This is a genomic window from Terribacillus sp. FSL K6-0262 (assembly GCF_037977385.1).
Classification (GTDB): Bacteria; Bacillota; Bacilli; order Bacillales; family Amphibacillaceae; genus Terribacillus.
Map to the genome: position 1 here is coordinate 3191637 of NZ_CP150277.1, position 14580 is coordinate 3206216.

Genomic DNA, 14580 nt, shown 5'->3' on the forward strand with positions numbered 1-14580 from the left:
TAGTGTAAAAGGAGGAATACCGATGGCAGATTTCAGAATGTTTATGAACGATATCGTAACGACTGCTAGGAAGGATCTTACCGAGGCTGGCTATACGGAATTGACAACACCGGAGGAAGTGGATGCCACATTCAAAAAACCCGGCACGACGCTTGTCATGATCAACAGTGTCTGCGGCTGTGCCGGCGGAATTGCTCGTCCGGCAGCTGCTCATAGTCTGCATTATGACAAACGCCCGGATCAGCTGGTGACGGTTTTTGCCGGACAGGATAAAGAAGCAACGGAAAGAGCAAGGGAGTACTTCACTGGCTTCCCGCCAAGCTCTCCGTCATTTGCCTTTTTGAAAGACGGCGAGATCGTTACGATGATCGAACGTCATGACATCGAAGGCCACGAGCCGATGGAAGTAGTCAACCGACTGCAATCTTTATTCGATGAACATTGTAAAGAAGTTTGAATGGATAGGTCCCCATCCTTTTGGATGAGGGACTATTCTGTATTGTGACCAAAATTAAACGAGGAGCACCATTGTGAAAATAGGTTATCGGACGATCAAGACAGCGGCAGGCACCCCGCTGGCGATATGGATAGCGGAGCTTTTGCAGCTGGATAATAGTGTGTCGGCAGGTATCCTGACGATTCTCTGCACCCAGGTGACGAGAAAGAAATCCTTTCTGGCCGCATGGCATCGAGTGGCTGCCTGCCTGCTGGCAATCATTTTGTCCTTCCTGCTATTTGAGACAATCGGGTTTCACCCGATCAGTATCGGAATATTGCTGCTGATCTTCATTCCCATCACGGTGATGCTCGGGGTATCGCCAGGAATTGTATCGAGTGCTGTCATCATTTTGCATTTATATAACTCGCATGACATTACGCTGGATTTGATCGTTAATGAAATCATCCTTATTTCAGTCGGAATAGGGGTCGCACTCATCGTGAACTTATATATGCCCAGCCTGGAAGCGACAATCCGGCGAAAGCAGATCGTACTGGAACGGAACTTCACCAAGATACTGAAAGAAATTGCGCTGTATCTCCGGGAAGGGGATCAATCATGGTCCGGGGAAGAAATCACACAGACCGAAATGATCCTGAAGGAAGCGAAGCAGCTTGTGGGCAGGGATGTGGAGAATCATGTGCTGAGATCGGAGCATCCGTATTATGATTACTTCGAGATGCGCACGGAGCAATTCGCCATCTTGAAACGGATCCTGCCGCTTGTCAGCAGGCTTCCAGAGACATCCTATTCACAGTGCGAGCAGCTTGCCCATTTCTTTTCAGGTCTTGCCGATTCGGTCCATCCAGGGAATACGGCTGTTTTATTCCTGGAAGAGCTGAATGCTTTGCGGCAGTCCTTCGATGAAGATCCCCTTCCGAAGACGAGGGAGGAATTCGAGACCCGCGCTCATTTGTTTCAGCTATTGTATGAAATGGAGAATTATCTGGAATTGAAGCAATCGTTCAAAGAAAGCGATGTGCATCATAGAAATAGGAAGAAGGAGCAACAATAAGAACATCATCATGTAAAAGAGGGATGTTCTTATGCGTTCGCTTCTCATTGCATTTACTTGCCTATCCATTTTATCCCCATTATGGCCATTCGGTGAGAATCCAATGCCAGGACGGCCGCTCATCATCGTCAATAAAACGACGAATCAGCTCGCATTCGTGGATGAAGGGAGGGTGGTCAAGGTTTATCCGGTAGCGACAGGCAAGAAGCCTGAATCGACACCTGAAGGGATATTCCTTACACTGTTCAAAACAGAATACCCGGGTTATTCACGGAAAGGCATCGCCGGGGGAGATAAAGATAACCCGCTCGGCAGCAGATGGATCGGGTTCAATGCCAACGATACCCAAGGGCGCACATATGGTATCCATGGTACAAACAGGCCGGAGTCGATCGGCACCCGGGTTTCTGCAGGATGCATCCGCATGCGCAACAGCGATGTGGAGGATTTATATGAACGCGTACCGGTAGGGACAAAGGTGCGAATCATGACAGGCTGGAAGTCATTTGAGGAAATTGGGAAAGAAGATGGAGCTATTCTGTCTCCTAAAAGACAAAATAGCTCAGGCTGATTGCCAATGTGGAAATAAGCATTGTGAAAATCATCAAGTAAACCATGAAAGTCATGGCAACGCTTTGCTTGGATCTTTTTTTCTTTTGTTTAGCCAATGTTGAGGAGCCCCCTTATCTATTTATGTCCATTGTACAGGGAAGCAGGTAAGGGGACAAGGAGAAACCAATAGATAGAATAGGAGTACATAATCATGATCAAAATCAATGAAGATCGTTTAGTGGAACAGTTCGTGGAATTGGTTCAAGTAGACTCGGAAACAGGTGATGAAAAGGAAATAGCCGAAGTGCTGAAGAAGAAATTCACCGAACTGGGTGTCGAAGTCCGGGAAGATGATTCGATGAAAGAAACAGGTCATGGCGCAAATAATCTTGTTTGTACGTGGAAGGGGGATGTCGATTCCGCTGAAACGATCTATTTCACATCCCATATGGATACAGTCGTACCTGGTAAAGGAATTAAACCTCAAATAAAAGACGGGTACATTACAAGTGATGGTACGACGATCCTTGGTGCGGACGATAAAGCGGGACTGGCGGCGATCCTTGAGACGATCAAAGTTTATAACGAACAGGAATTGCCGCATGGCACAGTCCAGTTCGTCATCACGGCAGGTGAGGAATCCGGACTCGTCGGCAGCCGGGCACTCGATTCATCCTTACTGACTGCCGCATTCGGATATGCGATAGACAGTGACGGCCCTGTAGGTGATATAGTTGTATCTGCTCCGACACGTTCAACTGTACTTGCAAAAGTATACGGCAAGACAGCACATGCAGGCGTGGCGCCGGAAAAAGGGGTGTCGGCAATCACTGTGGCAGCCAAGGCAATTTCAAAAATGCCGTTAGGCAGGATCGATGAAGAGACTACTGCAAATATCGGCAGTTTTGCCGGAGGAAAACAGACGAATATTGTCTGTGATTATGTCGAAATCCTGGCAGAAGCGAGATCGCTTGAAGCAAGTAAGATGGAAGCGCAGGTGCAGAAGATGAAGCAGGCATTCGAACAGACTGCTGAAAGTATGGGTGCGCGTGCCGAAGTGGAAATCAAAGTGGAATATCCAGGCTACAAACAAAAAGCGGGCGACCGTGTTGTCGAGGTGGCCCGTGCCGCAGCGAAAACGATCGGGCGCGACAGTAAGCTGACAAGCAGCGGTGGCGGCAGTGATGCCAATGTGATTGCCGGCTTTGGAATCCCGACTGTCAACCTGTCTGTCGGTTATGAAGAGATCCATACGACCAATGAACGGATCCCGGTCGGTGAATTGGTCAAAACAGCGGAACTGGTCGCAGCCATCATCCGTGAGGTTGCGAAAGGATGATCGAAGGAGGCGCAAGCCTCCTATTTCTTTTACAGACATGATATAATAAGAACGACAGTTCGCATCGGAAGGAGGGACAGCATGTCAAAAGGAAGGGCGATTTTCCATGTGGATATGAATAGCTTCTATGCTTCCGTCGAGATGGCCTTCGATCCATCACTGCGCGGGAAACCATTGGCCATCTGCGGGAATCCTGCCGAGCGTAAAGGCATCGTCGTGACTAGCAGTTATGAAGCGAGGAAGAAGGGTGTCCGGACAACGATGACTTTGTGGGAAGCTCGGCGCTTATGTCCCGAATTGCTTGTGCTGCGCCCGAACTTCGATCGATATCGGAAAGCTTCCAGTGAGATGTTCAAGATCCTGCATGAAGTGACACCGATCATTCAGCCAGTATCGATAGATGAAGGATATATGGATGTGACAGATTGTGCCCACTTAGGTTCTTCCTTGGAAATAGCGCAGATGATCCAGCAGCGCATCCTGAAGGAATTGGATTTGCCTTGCAGCATCGGCGTCGCCCCGAACAAGTTCCTCGCCAAGATGGCTTCGGATATGAAAAAACCGCTGGGCATAACGGTGTTACGGAAGCGGGATATCCCGGAATTACTCTGGCCGCTGCCGATTGAAGAGATGTACGGAGTCGGCGAGAAAACGGCACAAAAGATGCGGTCGCTTGGCATCAAGACAATCGGGGACCTGGCCCATAAGGACATATACCAGCTGAAACGCGTTTTTGGTGTGAACGGTGAAAGGCTTGCCAATCGAGCTAATGGAATCGATGACAGGCCTGTCGATCCGGAAGCGGTGAACAGCTTTAAAAGCATTGGGAGTTCACAGACACTGCCTCAGGATACCACCGATGATAAGGAATTGGATAAACTGCTCCGGGATTTATCCAAAAGTGTGGAGAAGCGCATGCACCGGAAGGAAGCCATTGCAAAGGGTATTCAGTTGATGATTCGCTACCACGATCGCAAAACGATCACACGCAGCATGAAGCTGCAGCATTTTCTCGAGTCGGCAGATGATATATTCGACCATGCGCAGTCTTTGCTGCAAAAGCACTGGAACGGAGAGCCGATTCGCCTTTTGGGCATCAGTGTTTTTGATGTGGCCGAGAAGAAGGAAGTCGGTAAACAGCTTGACTTGTTCACATATGAAAAAGAGGCATCGAAAGAAGGCTTATACGAAGCGATCGATCAGCTTACAACCAAATTCGGTAAAAATCCTTTCCGCAGATTGCATGCAGGAGCATCTGACCATGTAAGGACGAGCTTTCAGAAGGATTTTCTTGACGACTATAAAAAATAGCAGCGATTCTCAGGAATCGCTGCTATTTTTGTGTATCTGGAAGACGCACATATCTGCTGCCAGCTCGGTTTCTGGGAATACCCTGCGGGCTTGTTCTGTGAGTATGTTTGCTTCATCCTGATGATAACGGGCGGAAATATGCGTCAAAATCAATTTTTTCACCTTGGCATCCCTGGCTAAGCTTGCTGCCTGTACCGCCGTTGAATGCCCGTATGCTTTCGCCATTTCCGGTTCATCGGCGGAAAAAGTCGCTTCATGCACGAGAATATCTGCATTCTCTACAGCGCTCTGAAGCTCTGGCAGATAGGTCGTGTCACCTAGAATGACTATTTTCCTGCCGGGCTTGTCAGGTCCGACTACATCCGATCTTCTGATCTTTTGTCCATCCGGCAGTTCCGTCACTTCCTGATTCTTGATCTGGCGGTATATCGGACCGGGAGGAATGCCCATCTGTCTGAGCTTTTCCACCTTCAGTTCACCAAGAACAGCTTTTTCTTCCACGATATAACCGAAGCAGGGGATGCCATGGGATAGCTGCACCGCTTCGACAGTCCAGCCCTCATCCTCATAGATGCATCCAGGTCCGATTTCGTGGATGATAAGGGAATCAGCCACGTGGCTCCCGCTGACACGCAGCGAGATCTCGATGAATTCCTTGATTCCATGCGGACCGTAAATTTCCAGCTGCAAATCGGATTGCTGAAAAGAGCGGGTGGACAACAGACCCGGCAGCCCATATATATGATCCCCATGCAGATGCGTGATGAAGATTTTTTCAATCTTGCCGGGCTTGAGCGGGGAATAGAGCAGCTGATGCTGCGTTGCCTCGCCGCAGTCGAACATCCAGACAGCTTGCCGTTCCTGCGGCATCGACAGGCAGATGCTCGTCACGTTCCGGTCTTTGGATGGGAGCCCGGCACCTGTCCCAAGAAAATGTAATTCCATAATAAAAGCCTCCTGCGGTCACCAGCCTCGCTTGTACGGGACCGGTGCTTCCAATCTATAGTTCAGCTGTTCGGCTGCTTCGAGCGGCCAATACGGGTTCCGCAGCATGGCGCGTGCGATGAAGACAAGATCGGCACGTTCATTTTGCAGGATTTCCTCAGCCATTTGGCCATTCGTAATCAAGCCTACAGCTGCCGTATCGACAAGGGCATGCTTTCGGATCCTCTCCGCATGGACCACCTGGTAGCCAGGGTAGACAGCGGACGGCCCTTGGGGAACGACACCGCCTGTACTGCAGTCGATCAAATCGACCCCTTGCCGCTTCATTTCAATGCTGAAATAAATGAAATCGTTGATGCTATTGCCGCCCTCGGCATATTCTTCTGCCGAAATACGGACAAATAATGGACCGTCCCACACTTCTTTCACTGCATCAAGTACTTCCCGCAGGAAGCGATAGCGGTTTTCACGTGCACCGCCATAGGAATCGATCCGCTTATTAGTCAGCGGGGAGAGGAATTGATTGATCAGATAGCCATGAGCGGCGTGGATTTCGATCACGTCGAATCCTGCTTGCTTGGCCCGTGCTGCTGCTTTGCGATATGCATCGACCAAATCGTTTATTTTATTTACGGTCAGCGCCTCCGGAGCGGCAGATTCCTCATCCCACGGCAAATTGCTCGGTGCAACGATTGGATCCGCCGCTTTTGATTTCCTGCCGGCGTGACCGAGCTGGATGCCGCTTTTTGCACCGTGGGCCTGAATCCTGCTGCTGATCGTCCGGAGACCTTCCACTTGTTCATCGGACCAAATGCCAAGATCCTGATCGGAAATCCGTCCTTCCGGTGTCACTGCAGTAGATTCCACAAACACGAGCCCGGCTTGTCCGATTGCCCTGCTCTCGTAATGGGTGATATGGAAAGGCGTGGCTTTACCGTCTTTTTCTTCGACGGCATACATGCACATTGGCGAGACGACAATGCGATTTTTCAAGGTGCAGTTCTTATATGTGATAGGTTGAAATAATTTAGGTGTAGCCATTGTAGGACCTCCGATTGTTTGATTAACTAGTGTTATAACCCTTTTGCAATTCCAGGGCCCGATCCGGCACATCCGAAATGATCACATCACAATCGGCTTCCAGAGCCCGCAGTATATAAACAGGCTGATTGACTGTATATACCCGGATCGGAACCTGATGCTGCAGGCAATCCTGAATCAGCTTTTTGTTAAGCAAACGGTATTTCGGATGCAAAGCCTTTGCTCCGATTGCATCCATCAAGGAAAAGAGCTGACGCGGCCGTCTGGATGTAAGAAAGCCTGTATCCATTTCGGGATCAAGCTTGGCGATACGGCGGATGGTATCGGCATGAAAACTCGAAATGGTCGTCCTTTCTTTCATTCCATGCTCCGTCAGCCGGTTTAAGACAATTTCCTCTATTCCAGGGTAAGGATACTTATTTGTCTTCAGCTCCAGGTTGAGAAGCATGGGAGTCTTTTTGAACCATTCGAGAAAATCATCCAATGACATGATCTTTTCGCCGGCATAGTCACGCGAAAACCAGGCGCCTGCATCCGCTTGGCGCAATTCTTCGTATGTAAGCTTCCGCACCAATCCGCGTTTATTGGTCGTACGATTGATGCTCTCATCATGAATGATGACAGGTACTTGGTCTTTCGTCAGCTGCACATCGGTTTCGATGCCATCAGCCTGCATCAGTTCTGCCAGCCGGAAAGCGGCCATCGTATTTTCCGGAGCATATTTGCTGGCACCTCGATGTGCAAAAATTTTGGTAGACATGGTTTCACCCCGAACTTGGACGTATAGTTGAATTGTGCGAGAAAATCACTCAAAAGTCAATTTGAAAGGGCGTGCATGCATGAAACAATGGCAAACGAAGGATGAATTGCTCGCATTGCTGACAGAGCTTGTCGAAATCGAGAGTATCACGGGCTCTCCTGAAGAAATCCGCTTTCCGGAACATATTCATGCACTCCTCGAACATAAGTCCTACTTCCAGCGCCATCCGGATCACCTGCAGCTTCATCCATTGAAGGACGGTCGCCAGCTCCTTACAGCACTTGTAAAGAAAACTGACAAAAAGGATACCATCATCCTGCTTAGTCATTTTGATGTTGTCGGGACGGAGGATTTCGGTACGTTCAAACATCTCGCCACCAAGGTGCAGGAGCTGACTGCTGCTTATCGGAAGGGGGAAGTGGAACTGCCTGCCGCGGTCAAAACCGAAATCCAGCAGGGAGAATGGGTTTTCGGCAGGGGGACGATGGATATGAAAGCTGGTTTGGCTATCCATCTTTCCATGCTCGAACGTGCGATGGATGATGCATTCGACGGCAATATCCTCTTGCTGACCGTACCGGATGAAGAAGTGAATTCAGCTGGTATGCTGCGTGCCCTCGAAATACTGCAGCAGCTGCAGAGAGCGGAAGACCTAGTATTTAAATTATGCTTGAACGGGGAACCTGTGTTCAGCAAATACCCAGGGGATACCGGTAACTATCTGTACAGCGGATCCATCGGCAAAGTACTGCCCGGTTTTTTCTGCTATGGCAAAGAAACACATGTCGGGGAACCTTTTGGCGGTCTCAATGCCAACTTGATGATCAGTTATTTATCGCAGGAGCTGGAATTGCAGGAATCCTTCATCGAAGAAGTGGATGGGGAAGTGACGCCGCCTCCGGTGAGCCTCATGCTGCGGGACCTGAAGGAGACGTATTCTGTGCAGACTCCCGTTTCTGCAGTGACCATGTACAACGTCTTATTCCTGGAGCAGTCGATCCAGGAAATCAATCTCAAATTGAAACAAGCAATGGAGCGGGCGGCCCGGAAAATTGAAAGTCATTATCAGCATAAAGCCAGTCTGTCTGCTGCAAGATCGAATAATTTTCAGCCTGCAGCCTTTCAAATAAAGACGATGTCTTATGAAGAGCTTTATGCGTATGCCGTCAATCGCTTCGGCAGGGCCGAGGTGGAGCGGAGACAGAATCGGCTCGTGACGACGAGGAAGGAAGGAGACCGGGATTTCTCCACCAAGCTAGTCAAGGAGCTGGTTAGCATGTGTCACGAGCTTGCGCCAGTCATTGTCCTGTTTTACAGCCCGCCGTTCTATCCGGCCGTCTCTTCCAAAAACGACCCTTATGTACGCCGATTGATTGCTGCCATCCAGTCTGAAGCAAAGTCCAGCATTGCTGCGGAATTGACAGAAGTGCAGTTCTTCCCGGGTCTGTCAGATTCCAGCTTCATCGGCAAGCCGACTTCCCAGACGGCAATACAGGACCTGATACAGAATATGCCGCTGCAGCAGAAAGGTTTTACTTTGCCGGCCGACTTGATGGAAGGGCTGCAGATGCCGGTTTTGCATTTGGGACCATATGGAAAGGATGCGCATCAGTGGACAGAACGCCTGGAAGTGACCTATAGTTTTGGCAAACTGCCCGACTTGATGGAAAAAGCCATCCGGTATGCGCTCCGTGCTTAGCCAGCGCTAATAGATGGGTAAACAGAAAGAGGTGCAGCATATGGAAGCAGACAATAAAACCATGTTGATCACCGGGGCTTCAAGCGGGCTTGGGCGGGAATTGGCTGCCCAAGCCGCTGCTTGCGGCTATCGCTTGCTTTTGACCGCAAGATCCGAAGAAAGGCTGAAGCAGCTGGCTGCCGAGCTTAATGATCGATTTCACATCGATGTAACTGTCTATCCTGCGGACTTGAGTGATCCTGACAATTGGCGGGCTGCCCTTCAGCGCATGCTGCGGGAGAATCGACGTATCGATGTATTGATCAACAATGCAGGTGTCGGTTATTTCAGGCATTTTACTGATACAGATGCCATGCAGATGGAAACGACGATGCGTGTCAATTCCATGGCAGCTATGGAGGCCGCAGCAGCTATCCTCCCGGCAATGCTGGAGCGGGGGAGCGGCCATTTGATCATGATTGGTTCGATGGCTGGAAAAGTAGCCACTCCGAAAGCTAGCGTCTATGGAGCGAGTAAACATGCCATCATCGGCTTCAGCAATGGACTGCGGCAGGAGCTGAGGCCGAATGGGATCAAAGTGACAACGGTGAATCTGGGGCCGATGGATACGAACTTCTTTGATACCGCCGACCCAAGCGGACGCTACCGTGAAGCGAGTGCCCATTATATGCTGCAGCCCGAAAAAGTAGCACGTAAAGTGATTGCTTATGTTGGGAAAAACAAGCGTGAGATCAATATGCCAGGCTGGATGGGCATCGGCAGCAAGCTGTACCAGCTTATGCCTGGATTGGCCGAGAAACTGCTTGGCGGTCAGTTCGGCAAGAAATGAGGGAGGAATAATTGGATGAAACTGACAATCACTGAAGCTGCTTTGGAAAAAATACAAGCATTGCAGGATGAGGCGCATCGGTATATCGTTTTGTATTATGATACAGTCGGAGTCGGCTGCAAGGTTAATGGAATACCGACGGTGCGGCTTGCGGAACAACCGCGTGCGCATGATATCGTGGTGGAAAGCGGGACGATTCCTGCATTGGTGGACGAGCAGCAGGAAGTATATTTTGCGGAAGAAGTGAAACTTGATTTCAGCAATAATGTGTTCCGTCTATCCAGTAAAGAAGGGTACTTGAATGCTTTGATACCGCAAGCGCATTTGACACATACCGATTTTCTCGATAGAAATGCGGAAGCTGGCAGGGGAGATTCCTGCTGACTTCCGCTTTTCCTTTATCGATGATCGGTATATCGAATCTGCCGCGTAAATCCCTGAAGCTTTTCATATAGTGCTTCCGGAAGTCGATCTGTATGGAGTGCGGCATTTTGCTTCACTTGCTCCAAAGAGCTTGCACCCATCACGGCACTGGCCAAAGCCGGATGCTGCAGCACATAACGCACAGCTAACGAGGTGGCGGAAGTCTGCTCCTGATCAGCCAAGACACCAAGCTTTTCACTGGCTTCCAGCAGCTCTTCATAGGAGTGGGTCAAATAGCCATCCGCCCCTTTTTGCTTTACTTTCTCGCTTGCCCTGTCACTCAGCATGCCTTTGGCAACGCTTCCTCGTGCAAATACACTGATATTGTTCCCTTCCAGCAGGTCAAGTGCCTGCTCCTCGGGTCTTCGGTCCAGCAGGCTGTACTGCATCATGACGCTGACGATATTGGAGCGCTTTACGTATTCACGTATGACATTCGGCCGGATGGACGAGATGCCATAGTAGCGGATCAAACCTTCTTTTTTCAATGTTTCGAAGGCATCTATCGTTTCATCGATATTATCTTCCATCGTTCCGCCATGGAGCTGATAGAGATCCAGATAATCTGTTTGCAGTCTGCGAAGACTCGTCTTGACCTGGGATATGATATATTCCTTGCTGGCATCCCAATGCCAAGACTCTCCGCCGGGATCCAGCCTGTTGCCGACTTTGCTGGCGAGGATCACCTTATCTCTCCGGCCCTTGAAAGCTTTTCCGACAATTTCTTCATTTTTTCCTCGATCATATAAATCGGCCGTATCGAAATAATTGATGCCAAGATCCTGTGCTTCATGCAGCAGCCGGATTCCTTGCTGCTCATCTGTTCCGATGCTCATTGTCCCGAGGGATATTTCGGAAACATAAAGATCGGAAGTACCTACACGTCTTTTCTGCATGCTGAAATTCCACCTTCCTTTTCATTCTACCTTTTCAGTGTAAGCGTAAGCGGAGCGACAGACAACTTATGTGTCCTTTGCAAACCTATGGTAAGATGGAAGAAGCGGAATGAAGAAGCGAAATGAAGGAGTGTACATAATGAAGAAATTCGAAGAAAAAACGATCGAGACATCTTCCATATATGAGGGCAAGGTCATTTCCTTGAGTGTGGATACAGTTTCCTTGCCGGACGGTAATACATCCAAGCGGGAATTGATCAAGCATCCCGGGGCGGTTGCAATCATCCCGGTAACGAAGGAGGGGAAAATCATATTTGTCGAGCAATACCGGAAAGCACTCGAGAAATCGATCATCGAAATCCCTGCAGGTAAACTGGAGCCTGGCGAAGCACCGGAAGTGACCGCTGTCAGGGAGCTTGAGGAGGAGACAGGCTATACTGCCAAAAAGCTGAAGAAGCTCGGTTCTTTCTACACCTCCCCAGGTTTTGCCGATGAATTGCTCCATGTATACGAAGCAGATGATATCGAACTTTTGCCTGAGAGGGTCGCCGGTGATGAGGACGAATTCGTCGAACTGATGGAATTGTCATTGGAGGAAGCGGAAGCACTCGCAGCCGAAGAGCGGATCCATGATGCGAAAACGATGTACGCCCTGCTTCACCTGCGTCTGAAACGCGCAGGAAAGTAATGGTTCTAGCAGACGAGCTGCCGACATAGATTCTAGTAACTAGACTAGAATCGGAGGAAGATAAGATGAAGCAGCGGGAGTTTATTCTTATTCATCATCTGAAACAGCATGCGACAAGCTACTTATTCATGCTGGTATTATTCCTGATCGGTATCATTTTTGGGGCAGTCATCGTCAACAGCATGAATTTCACACAGAAGGAAGACCTTTTTTACTACTTGGAACGTTTTTTCGCCCAGCTACAGCAAGGCCAAGCAATCAGCAAACAGGAGATTCTCCAGTCGAGTTTCCTCGCCCATCTCAAGTTCCTGCTGTTCCTATATGTTCTCGGTCTGTCCATCATCGGCATCCCCATCATTTGGATGCTGCTGTTCAGCAAGGGGCTGATGATGGGCTTCAGTGTAGGCTTCCTCGTCAACCAGCTGGGGTGGAAAGGCCTTATGCTGGCAGCTGCTGCTGTAGCTCCGCAAAATCTTGTGATCATACCGCTATATCTGATTGCCGGGACAAGTGCGATGCTGTTTTCTGTGACATTGTTGCGCAAGCTGATCGCCAAGCGGTCACCATTATCATTAAGGCGCTATTTTTTCCAATACAGTATCATCTTCCTCTTGCTTATTATCGGTTCGACTGCAGCGGCGATGATGGAAACTTTTGTTGCCAACCCGCTTCTTTCCATGCTTGTGAACGATTTGCTGTAATTTTTTTATTAATAATGATTATAATTAGCTATTTATAATAATTATAATTTGACACTTTTTTCGCAATCGGTATATAATGAGTGTGGGATTACGAGGGAGGAATTCACTTGGAACACCGCATTGAACGCATAAAGAAGCAATTACATGCGCAGAGCTACAAGCTTACACCGCAGCGGGAAGCGACGGTACGTGTGCTGCTGGAGCGAGAAGAGGATCATTTAAGCGCTGAAGACGTCTACCTCCTCGTAAAGGAAAAAGCACCTGAAATCGGCTTGGCTACTGTTTATCGGACACTGGAATTATTATCGGAATTGAAAATCGTTGATAAAATAAACTTCGGGGACGGCGTTTCACGTTACGACCTCCGCAAAGAAGGCGCCACGCATTTCCATCACCATCTTGTCTGCATGGAATGCGGATCGGTGGAGGAGATTGACGAGGACTTGCTGGAGGATGTCGAAAAGATCGTCCAGAGTGATTGGGGATTCAAGGTGAAGGATCACCGTCTCACATTCCATGGCATCTGCCGGGTCTGTCAGGCCAGTGAGAAGGTAGGGGAACTTGAAGCAGCTGCAGTTCAGGTGAATCGGACATCATAAGTAAACGAAGCCTTTCCAGACAGATGGAAAAGGCTTTCTTTCGTTTCATTAACCATTTTACAAAACAACGGGAATGAGGTAACGTTATCCTGTACGTATAATTTCCGCTTTCTTTGGCATAGTCTGTTACAAAGACAAGTCAGAGAAAGGAGAAGTGTACATGAAACGATTCATCTTCGACACGTGCAAGCTGCTTGTCGTGTTTGTCGCTTGCTCTGCATTTTTTTATTTCGGTCTGCGGTTCATCCATAGTGAATACGAGAGCTATCACCGTTATGATCCGCCAGAGGGCAATGCAGTGAAAGTGGCAGCCATGGAGCAGGAAAGCCTAGTGGATAGGATGACGTTATTTTTCCGGTTAGGGGAGTAGAATAATGCAGGAAGCACTGGATGACTTTATCCATTATTTGCAGATTGAACGGGGCCTTTCGGAGAATACACTTCAATCCTACGCCCGGGATCTGCGTACATATGCAAGATATCTCCAGGAAAATGAGGTGCGGGAATGGGCCCATGTCACTCGTGCCAAATTGACTGCCTATTTGCGCTGGCTGCATGATGACGGGAAGTCTGCTGCCACGATCGCCCGGACACTGTCCAGCATCCGTCTTTTCCATCAGTTCCTGCTGCGGGAATATGGACTGAAGGAAGATCCGACCATACATATCGATACACCGAAGAAAGAACGCAAGCTGCCGAAGATCCTCTCTTCCGATGAAGTGGACAAGCTGCTGACTTGCCCGGGTACGGACATTCTGGCGATCCGGAATCGTGCCATGCTGGAAACATTGTATGCAACAGGATTGCGTGTATCCGAACTCTTGGCATTGGAAATGGATGATCTTCATTTGGAAATGGGCTTTGTCCGCTGCTTCGGGAAAGGATCGAAGGAGCGCATCGTCCCGCTAGGGGATATGGCAAGGGCGCGGCTTGAGGACTATATGAACAGGTCCCGCAAACAGCTGCTGAAGTCCAAAGCCAGTGATATCTTATTCGTGAACCATCATGGGAACCAGCTATCACGCCAAGGCTTTTGGAAGGTATTGAAACAAATAGCCCGCGATGCCGGGATACAAAAGGAAATAACCCCTCACACATTGCGTCATTCATTTGCGACGCATCTGCTGGAGAATGGGGCTGATTTGCGTGCTGTTCAGGAAATGCTCGGCCATGCGGATATCAGCACGACCCAGATTTACACACATGTGACCAAAACAAGACTGAAGGATATTTACAAGACACATCATCCTCGGGCTTAGGCAATAGATTAGGAGGCTGTAAAG

At 49.1% G+C, this 14580-nt stretch carries 17 protein-coding genes; 13 read left to right on the forward strand and 4 right to left on the reverse strand.

Annotated features, from left to right (window positions below; genetic code table 11):
- The first annotated feature begins 22 nt into the window (after positions 1–22).
- From MHI54_RS16370 to MHI54_RS16390, 5 genes are all read left to right on the forward strand, one after another.
- Positions 23–457 carry a BrxA/BrxB family bacilliredoxin gene (locus MHI54_RS16370; protein ID WP_095215332.1) on the forward strand — a complete coding sequence of 145 codons (435 nt, stop codon included), beginning with the start codon at positions 23–25 and terminating at the stop codon, positions 455–457.
- 70 nt (positions 458–527) lie between these two features.
- Positions 528–1514 carry an aromatic acid exporter family protein gene (locus MHI54_RS16375; RefSeq protein ID WP_095215331.1) on the forward strand — a complete coding sequence of 329 codons (987 nt, stop codon included), beginning with the start codon at positions 528–530 and terminating at the stop codon, positions 1512–1514.
- Between the two features lie 31 nt (positions 1515–1545).
- Positions 1546–2085 carry a L,D-transpeptidase gene (locus MHI54_RS16380; protein WP_340082038.1) on the forward strand — a complete coding sequence of 180 codons (540 nt, stop codon included), beginning with the start codon at positions 1546–1548 and terminating at the stop codon, positions 2083–2085.
- Between the two features lie 192 nt (positions 2086–2277).
- A complete protein-coding gene (locus MHI54_RS16385) occupies positions 2278–3405 on the forward strand; it encodes a M20/M25/M40 family metallo-hydrolase (RefSeq protein WP_340082039.1) in 1128 nt (375 codons plus the stop codon).
- A gap of 81 nt (positions 3406–3486) precedes the next feature.
- Entirely contained in the window at positions 3487–4716 is a 1230-nt protein-coding gene (locus MHI54_RS16390; RefSeq protein WP_095215327.1) for a DNA polymerase IV, read from the forward strand.
- Between the two features lie 9 nt (positions 4717–4725).
- On the opposite strand, the gene rnz is transcribed toward MHI54_RS16390, so the two are convergent.
- The 3 genes from rnz to MHI54_RS16405 are packed head-to-tail and all read right to left on the reverse strand — an operon-like array spanning position 4726 to position 7462.
- On the reverse strand, positions 4726–5661 hold the full coding sequence (rnz, locus tag MHI54_RS16395; RefSeq protein WP_095215326.1) for a ribonuclease Z: 936 nt from the start codon (positions 5659–5661) through the stop codon (positions 4726–4728).
- 18 nt (positions 5662–5679) lie between these two features.
- Positions 5680–6702: an NADPH dehydrogenase NamA gene (gene namA / locus MHI54_RS16400; RefSeq protein WP_095215325.1), complete on the reverse strand. Its 1023-nt coding sequence runs from the start codon at positions 6700–6702 to the stop codon at positions 5680–5682.
- Positions 6703–6724: 22 nt separating this feature from the next.
- Positions 6725–7462, reverse strand: coding sequence for a glycerophosphodiester phosphodiesterase (locus MHI54_RS16405; RefSeq protein ID WP_095215324.1), 738 nt, complete (start codon positions 7460–7462; stop codon positions 6725–6727).
- 79 nt (positions 7463–7541) lie between these two features.
- Here MHI54_RS16405 and MHI54_RS16410 point away from each other — a divergent pair, with 79 nt between their 5' ends.
- Genes MHI54_RS16410 through MHI54_RS16420 form a run of 3 tightly spaced genes read left to right on the forward strand, consistent with a single transcriptional unit; the run spans position 7542 to position 10374 of the window.
- Positions 7542–9161 carry a M20/M25/M40 family metallo-hydrolase gene (locus tag MHI54_RS16410; protein WP_340082040.1) on the forward strand — a complete coding sequence of 540 codons (1620 nt, stop codon included), beginning with the start codon at positions 7542–7544 and terminating at the stop codon, positions 9159–9161.
- A gap of 40 nt (positions 9162–9201) precedes the next feature.
- Positions 9202–9990: an SDR family oxidoreductase gene (locus MHI54_RS16415; protein ID WP_095215322.1), complete on the forward strand. Its 789-nt coding sequence runs from the start codon at positions 9202–9204 to the stop codon at positions 9988–9990.
- A 15-nt stretch (positions 9991–10005) separates the two neighbouring features.
- Complete coding sequence (locus MHI54_RS16420; RefSeq protein ID WP_095215321.1) at positions 10006–10374, forward strand: iron-sulfur cluster biosynthesis family protein; 369 nt, start codon at positions 10006–10008, stop codon at positions 10372–10374.
- A gap of 14 nt (positions 10375–10388) precedes the next feature.
- Here MHI54_RS16420 and MHI54_RS16425 read toward each other — a convergent pair whose 3' ends face one another.
- The gene (locus MHI54_RS16425) at positions 10389–11309 is read right to left on the reverse strand and encodes an aldo/keto reductase (RefSeq protein WP_095215320.1); all 921 of its coding nucleotides are present in this window, start codon (positions 11307–11309) and stop codon (positions 10389–10391) included.
- A 139-nt stretch (positions 11310–11448) separates the two neighbouring features.
- On the opposite strand from MHI54_RS16425, the gene MHI54_RS16430 reads away from it, so the two are divergent.
- The 5 genes from MHI54_RS16430 to xerD all read left to right on the forward strand — a co-directional run bounded on the left by MHI54_RS16430 (position 11449) and on the right by xerD (position 14556).
- Positions 11449–11997, forward strand: coding sequence for an NUDIX hydrolase (locus tag MHI54_RS16430; protein WP_340082041.1), 549 nt, complete (start codon positions 11449–11451; stop codon positions 11995–11997).
- 65 nt (positions 11998–12062) lie between these two features.
- Complete coding sequence (gene spoIIM, locus MHI54_RS16435) at positions 12063–12698, forward strand: stage II sporulation protein M (protein WP_095215318.1); 636 nt, start codon at positions 12063–12065, stop codon at positions 12696–12698.
- Positions 12699–12805: 107 nt separating this feature from the next.
- The gene (locus MHI54_RS16440; protein WP_095215317.1) at positions 12806–13297 is read left to right on the forward strand and encodes a Fur family transcriptional regulator; all 492 of its coding nucleotides are present in this window, start codon (positions 12806–12808) and stop codon (positions 13295–13297) included.
- Positions 13298–13457: 160 nt separating this feature from the next.
- Positions 13458–13667: a DUF4227 family protein gene (locus tag MHI54_RS16445; protein WP_095215316.1), complete on the forward strand. Its 210-nt coding sequence runs from the start codon at positions 13458–13460 to the stop codon at positions 13665–13667.
- Positions 13668–13671: 4 nt separating this feature from the next.
- Entirely contained in the window at positions 13672–14556 is an 885-nt protein-coding gene (gene xerD, locus MHI54_RS16450) for a site-specific tyrosine recombinase XerD (RefSeq protein ID WP_340082042.1), read from the forward strand.
- Positions 14557–14580 lie beyond the last annotated feature (24 nt).

What these genes read in the sequence shown, in the direction of transcription:
- namA (WP_095215325.1), bottom strand. Translation starts at nt 6,702, where the DNA reads ATGGCTACACCTAAATTATTTCAACCTATCACATATAAGAACTGCACC.
- rnz (WP_095215326.1), bottom strand. Translation starts at nt 5,661, where the DNA reads ATGGAATTACATTTTCTTGGGACAGGTGCCGGGCTCCCATCCAAAGAC.
- spoIIM (WP_095215318.1), top strand. Translation starts at nt 12,063, where the DNA reads ATGAAGCAGCGGGAGTTTATTCTTATTCATCATCTGAAACAGCATGCG.
- xerD (WP_340082042.1), top strand. Translation starts at nt 13,672, where the DNA reads ATGCAGGAAGCACTGGATGACTTTATCCATTATTTGCAGATTGAACGG.
- MHI54_RS16425 (WP_095215320.1), bottom strand. Translation starts at nt 11,309, where the DNA reads ATGCAGAAAAGACGTGTAGGTACTTCCGATCTTTATGTTTCCGAAATA.
- MHI54_RS16430 (WP_340082041.1), top strand. Translation starts at nt 11,449, where the DNA reads ATGAAGAAATTCGAAGAAAAAACGATCGAGACATCTTCCATATATGAG.
- MHI54_RS16445 (WP_095215316.1), top strand. Translation starts at nt 13,458, where the DNA reads ATGAAACGATTCATCTTCGACACGTGCAAGCTGCTTGTCGTGTTTGTC.
- MHI54_RS16370 (WP_095215332.1), top strand. Translation starts at nt 23, where the DNA reads ATGGCAGATTTCAGAATGTTTATGAACGATATCGTAACGACTGCTAGG.
- MHI54_RS16390 (WP_095215327.1), top strand. Translation starts at nt 3,487, where the DNA reads ATGTCAAAAGGAAGGGCGATTTTCCATGTGGATATGAATAGCTTCTAT.
- MHI54_RS16405 (WP_095215324.1), bottom strand. Translation starts at nt 7,462, where the DNA reads ATGTCTACCAAAATTTTTGCACATCGAGGTGCCAGCAAATATGCTCCG.
- MHI54_RS16420 (WP_095215321.1), top strand. Translation starts at nt 10,006, where the DNA reads ATGAAACTGACAATCACTGAAGCTGCTTTGGAAAAAATACAAGCATTG.
- MHI54_RS16385 (WP_340082039.1), top strand. Translation starts at nt 2,278, where the DNA reads ATGATCAAAATCAATGAAGATCGTTTAGTGGAACAGTTCGTGGAATTG.
- MHI54_RS16415 (WP_095215322.1), top strand. Translation starts at nt 9,202, where the DNA reads ATGGAAGCAGACAATAAAACCATGTTGATCACCGGGGCTTCAAGCGGG.
- MHI54_RS16380 (WP_340082038.1), top strand. Translation starts at nt 1,546, where the DNA reads ATGCGTTCGCTTCTCATTGCATTTACTTGCCTATCCATTTTATCCCCA.
- MHI54_RS16410 (WP_340082040.1), top strand. Translation starts at nt 7,542, where the DNA reads ATGAAACAATGGCAAACGAAGGATGAATTGCTCGCATTGCTGACAGAG.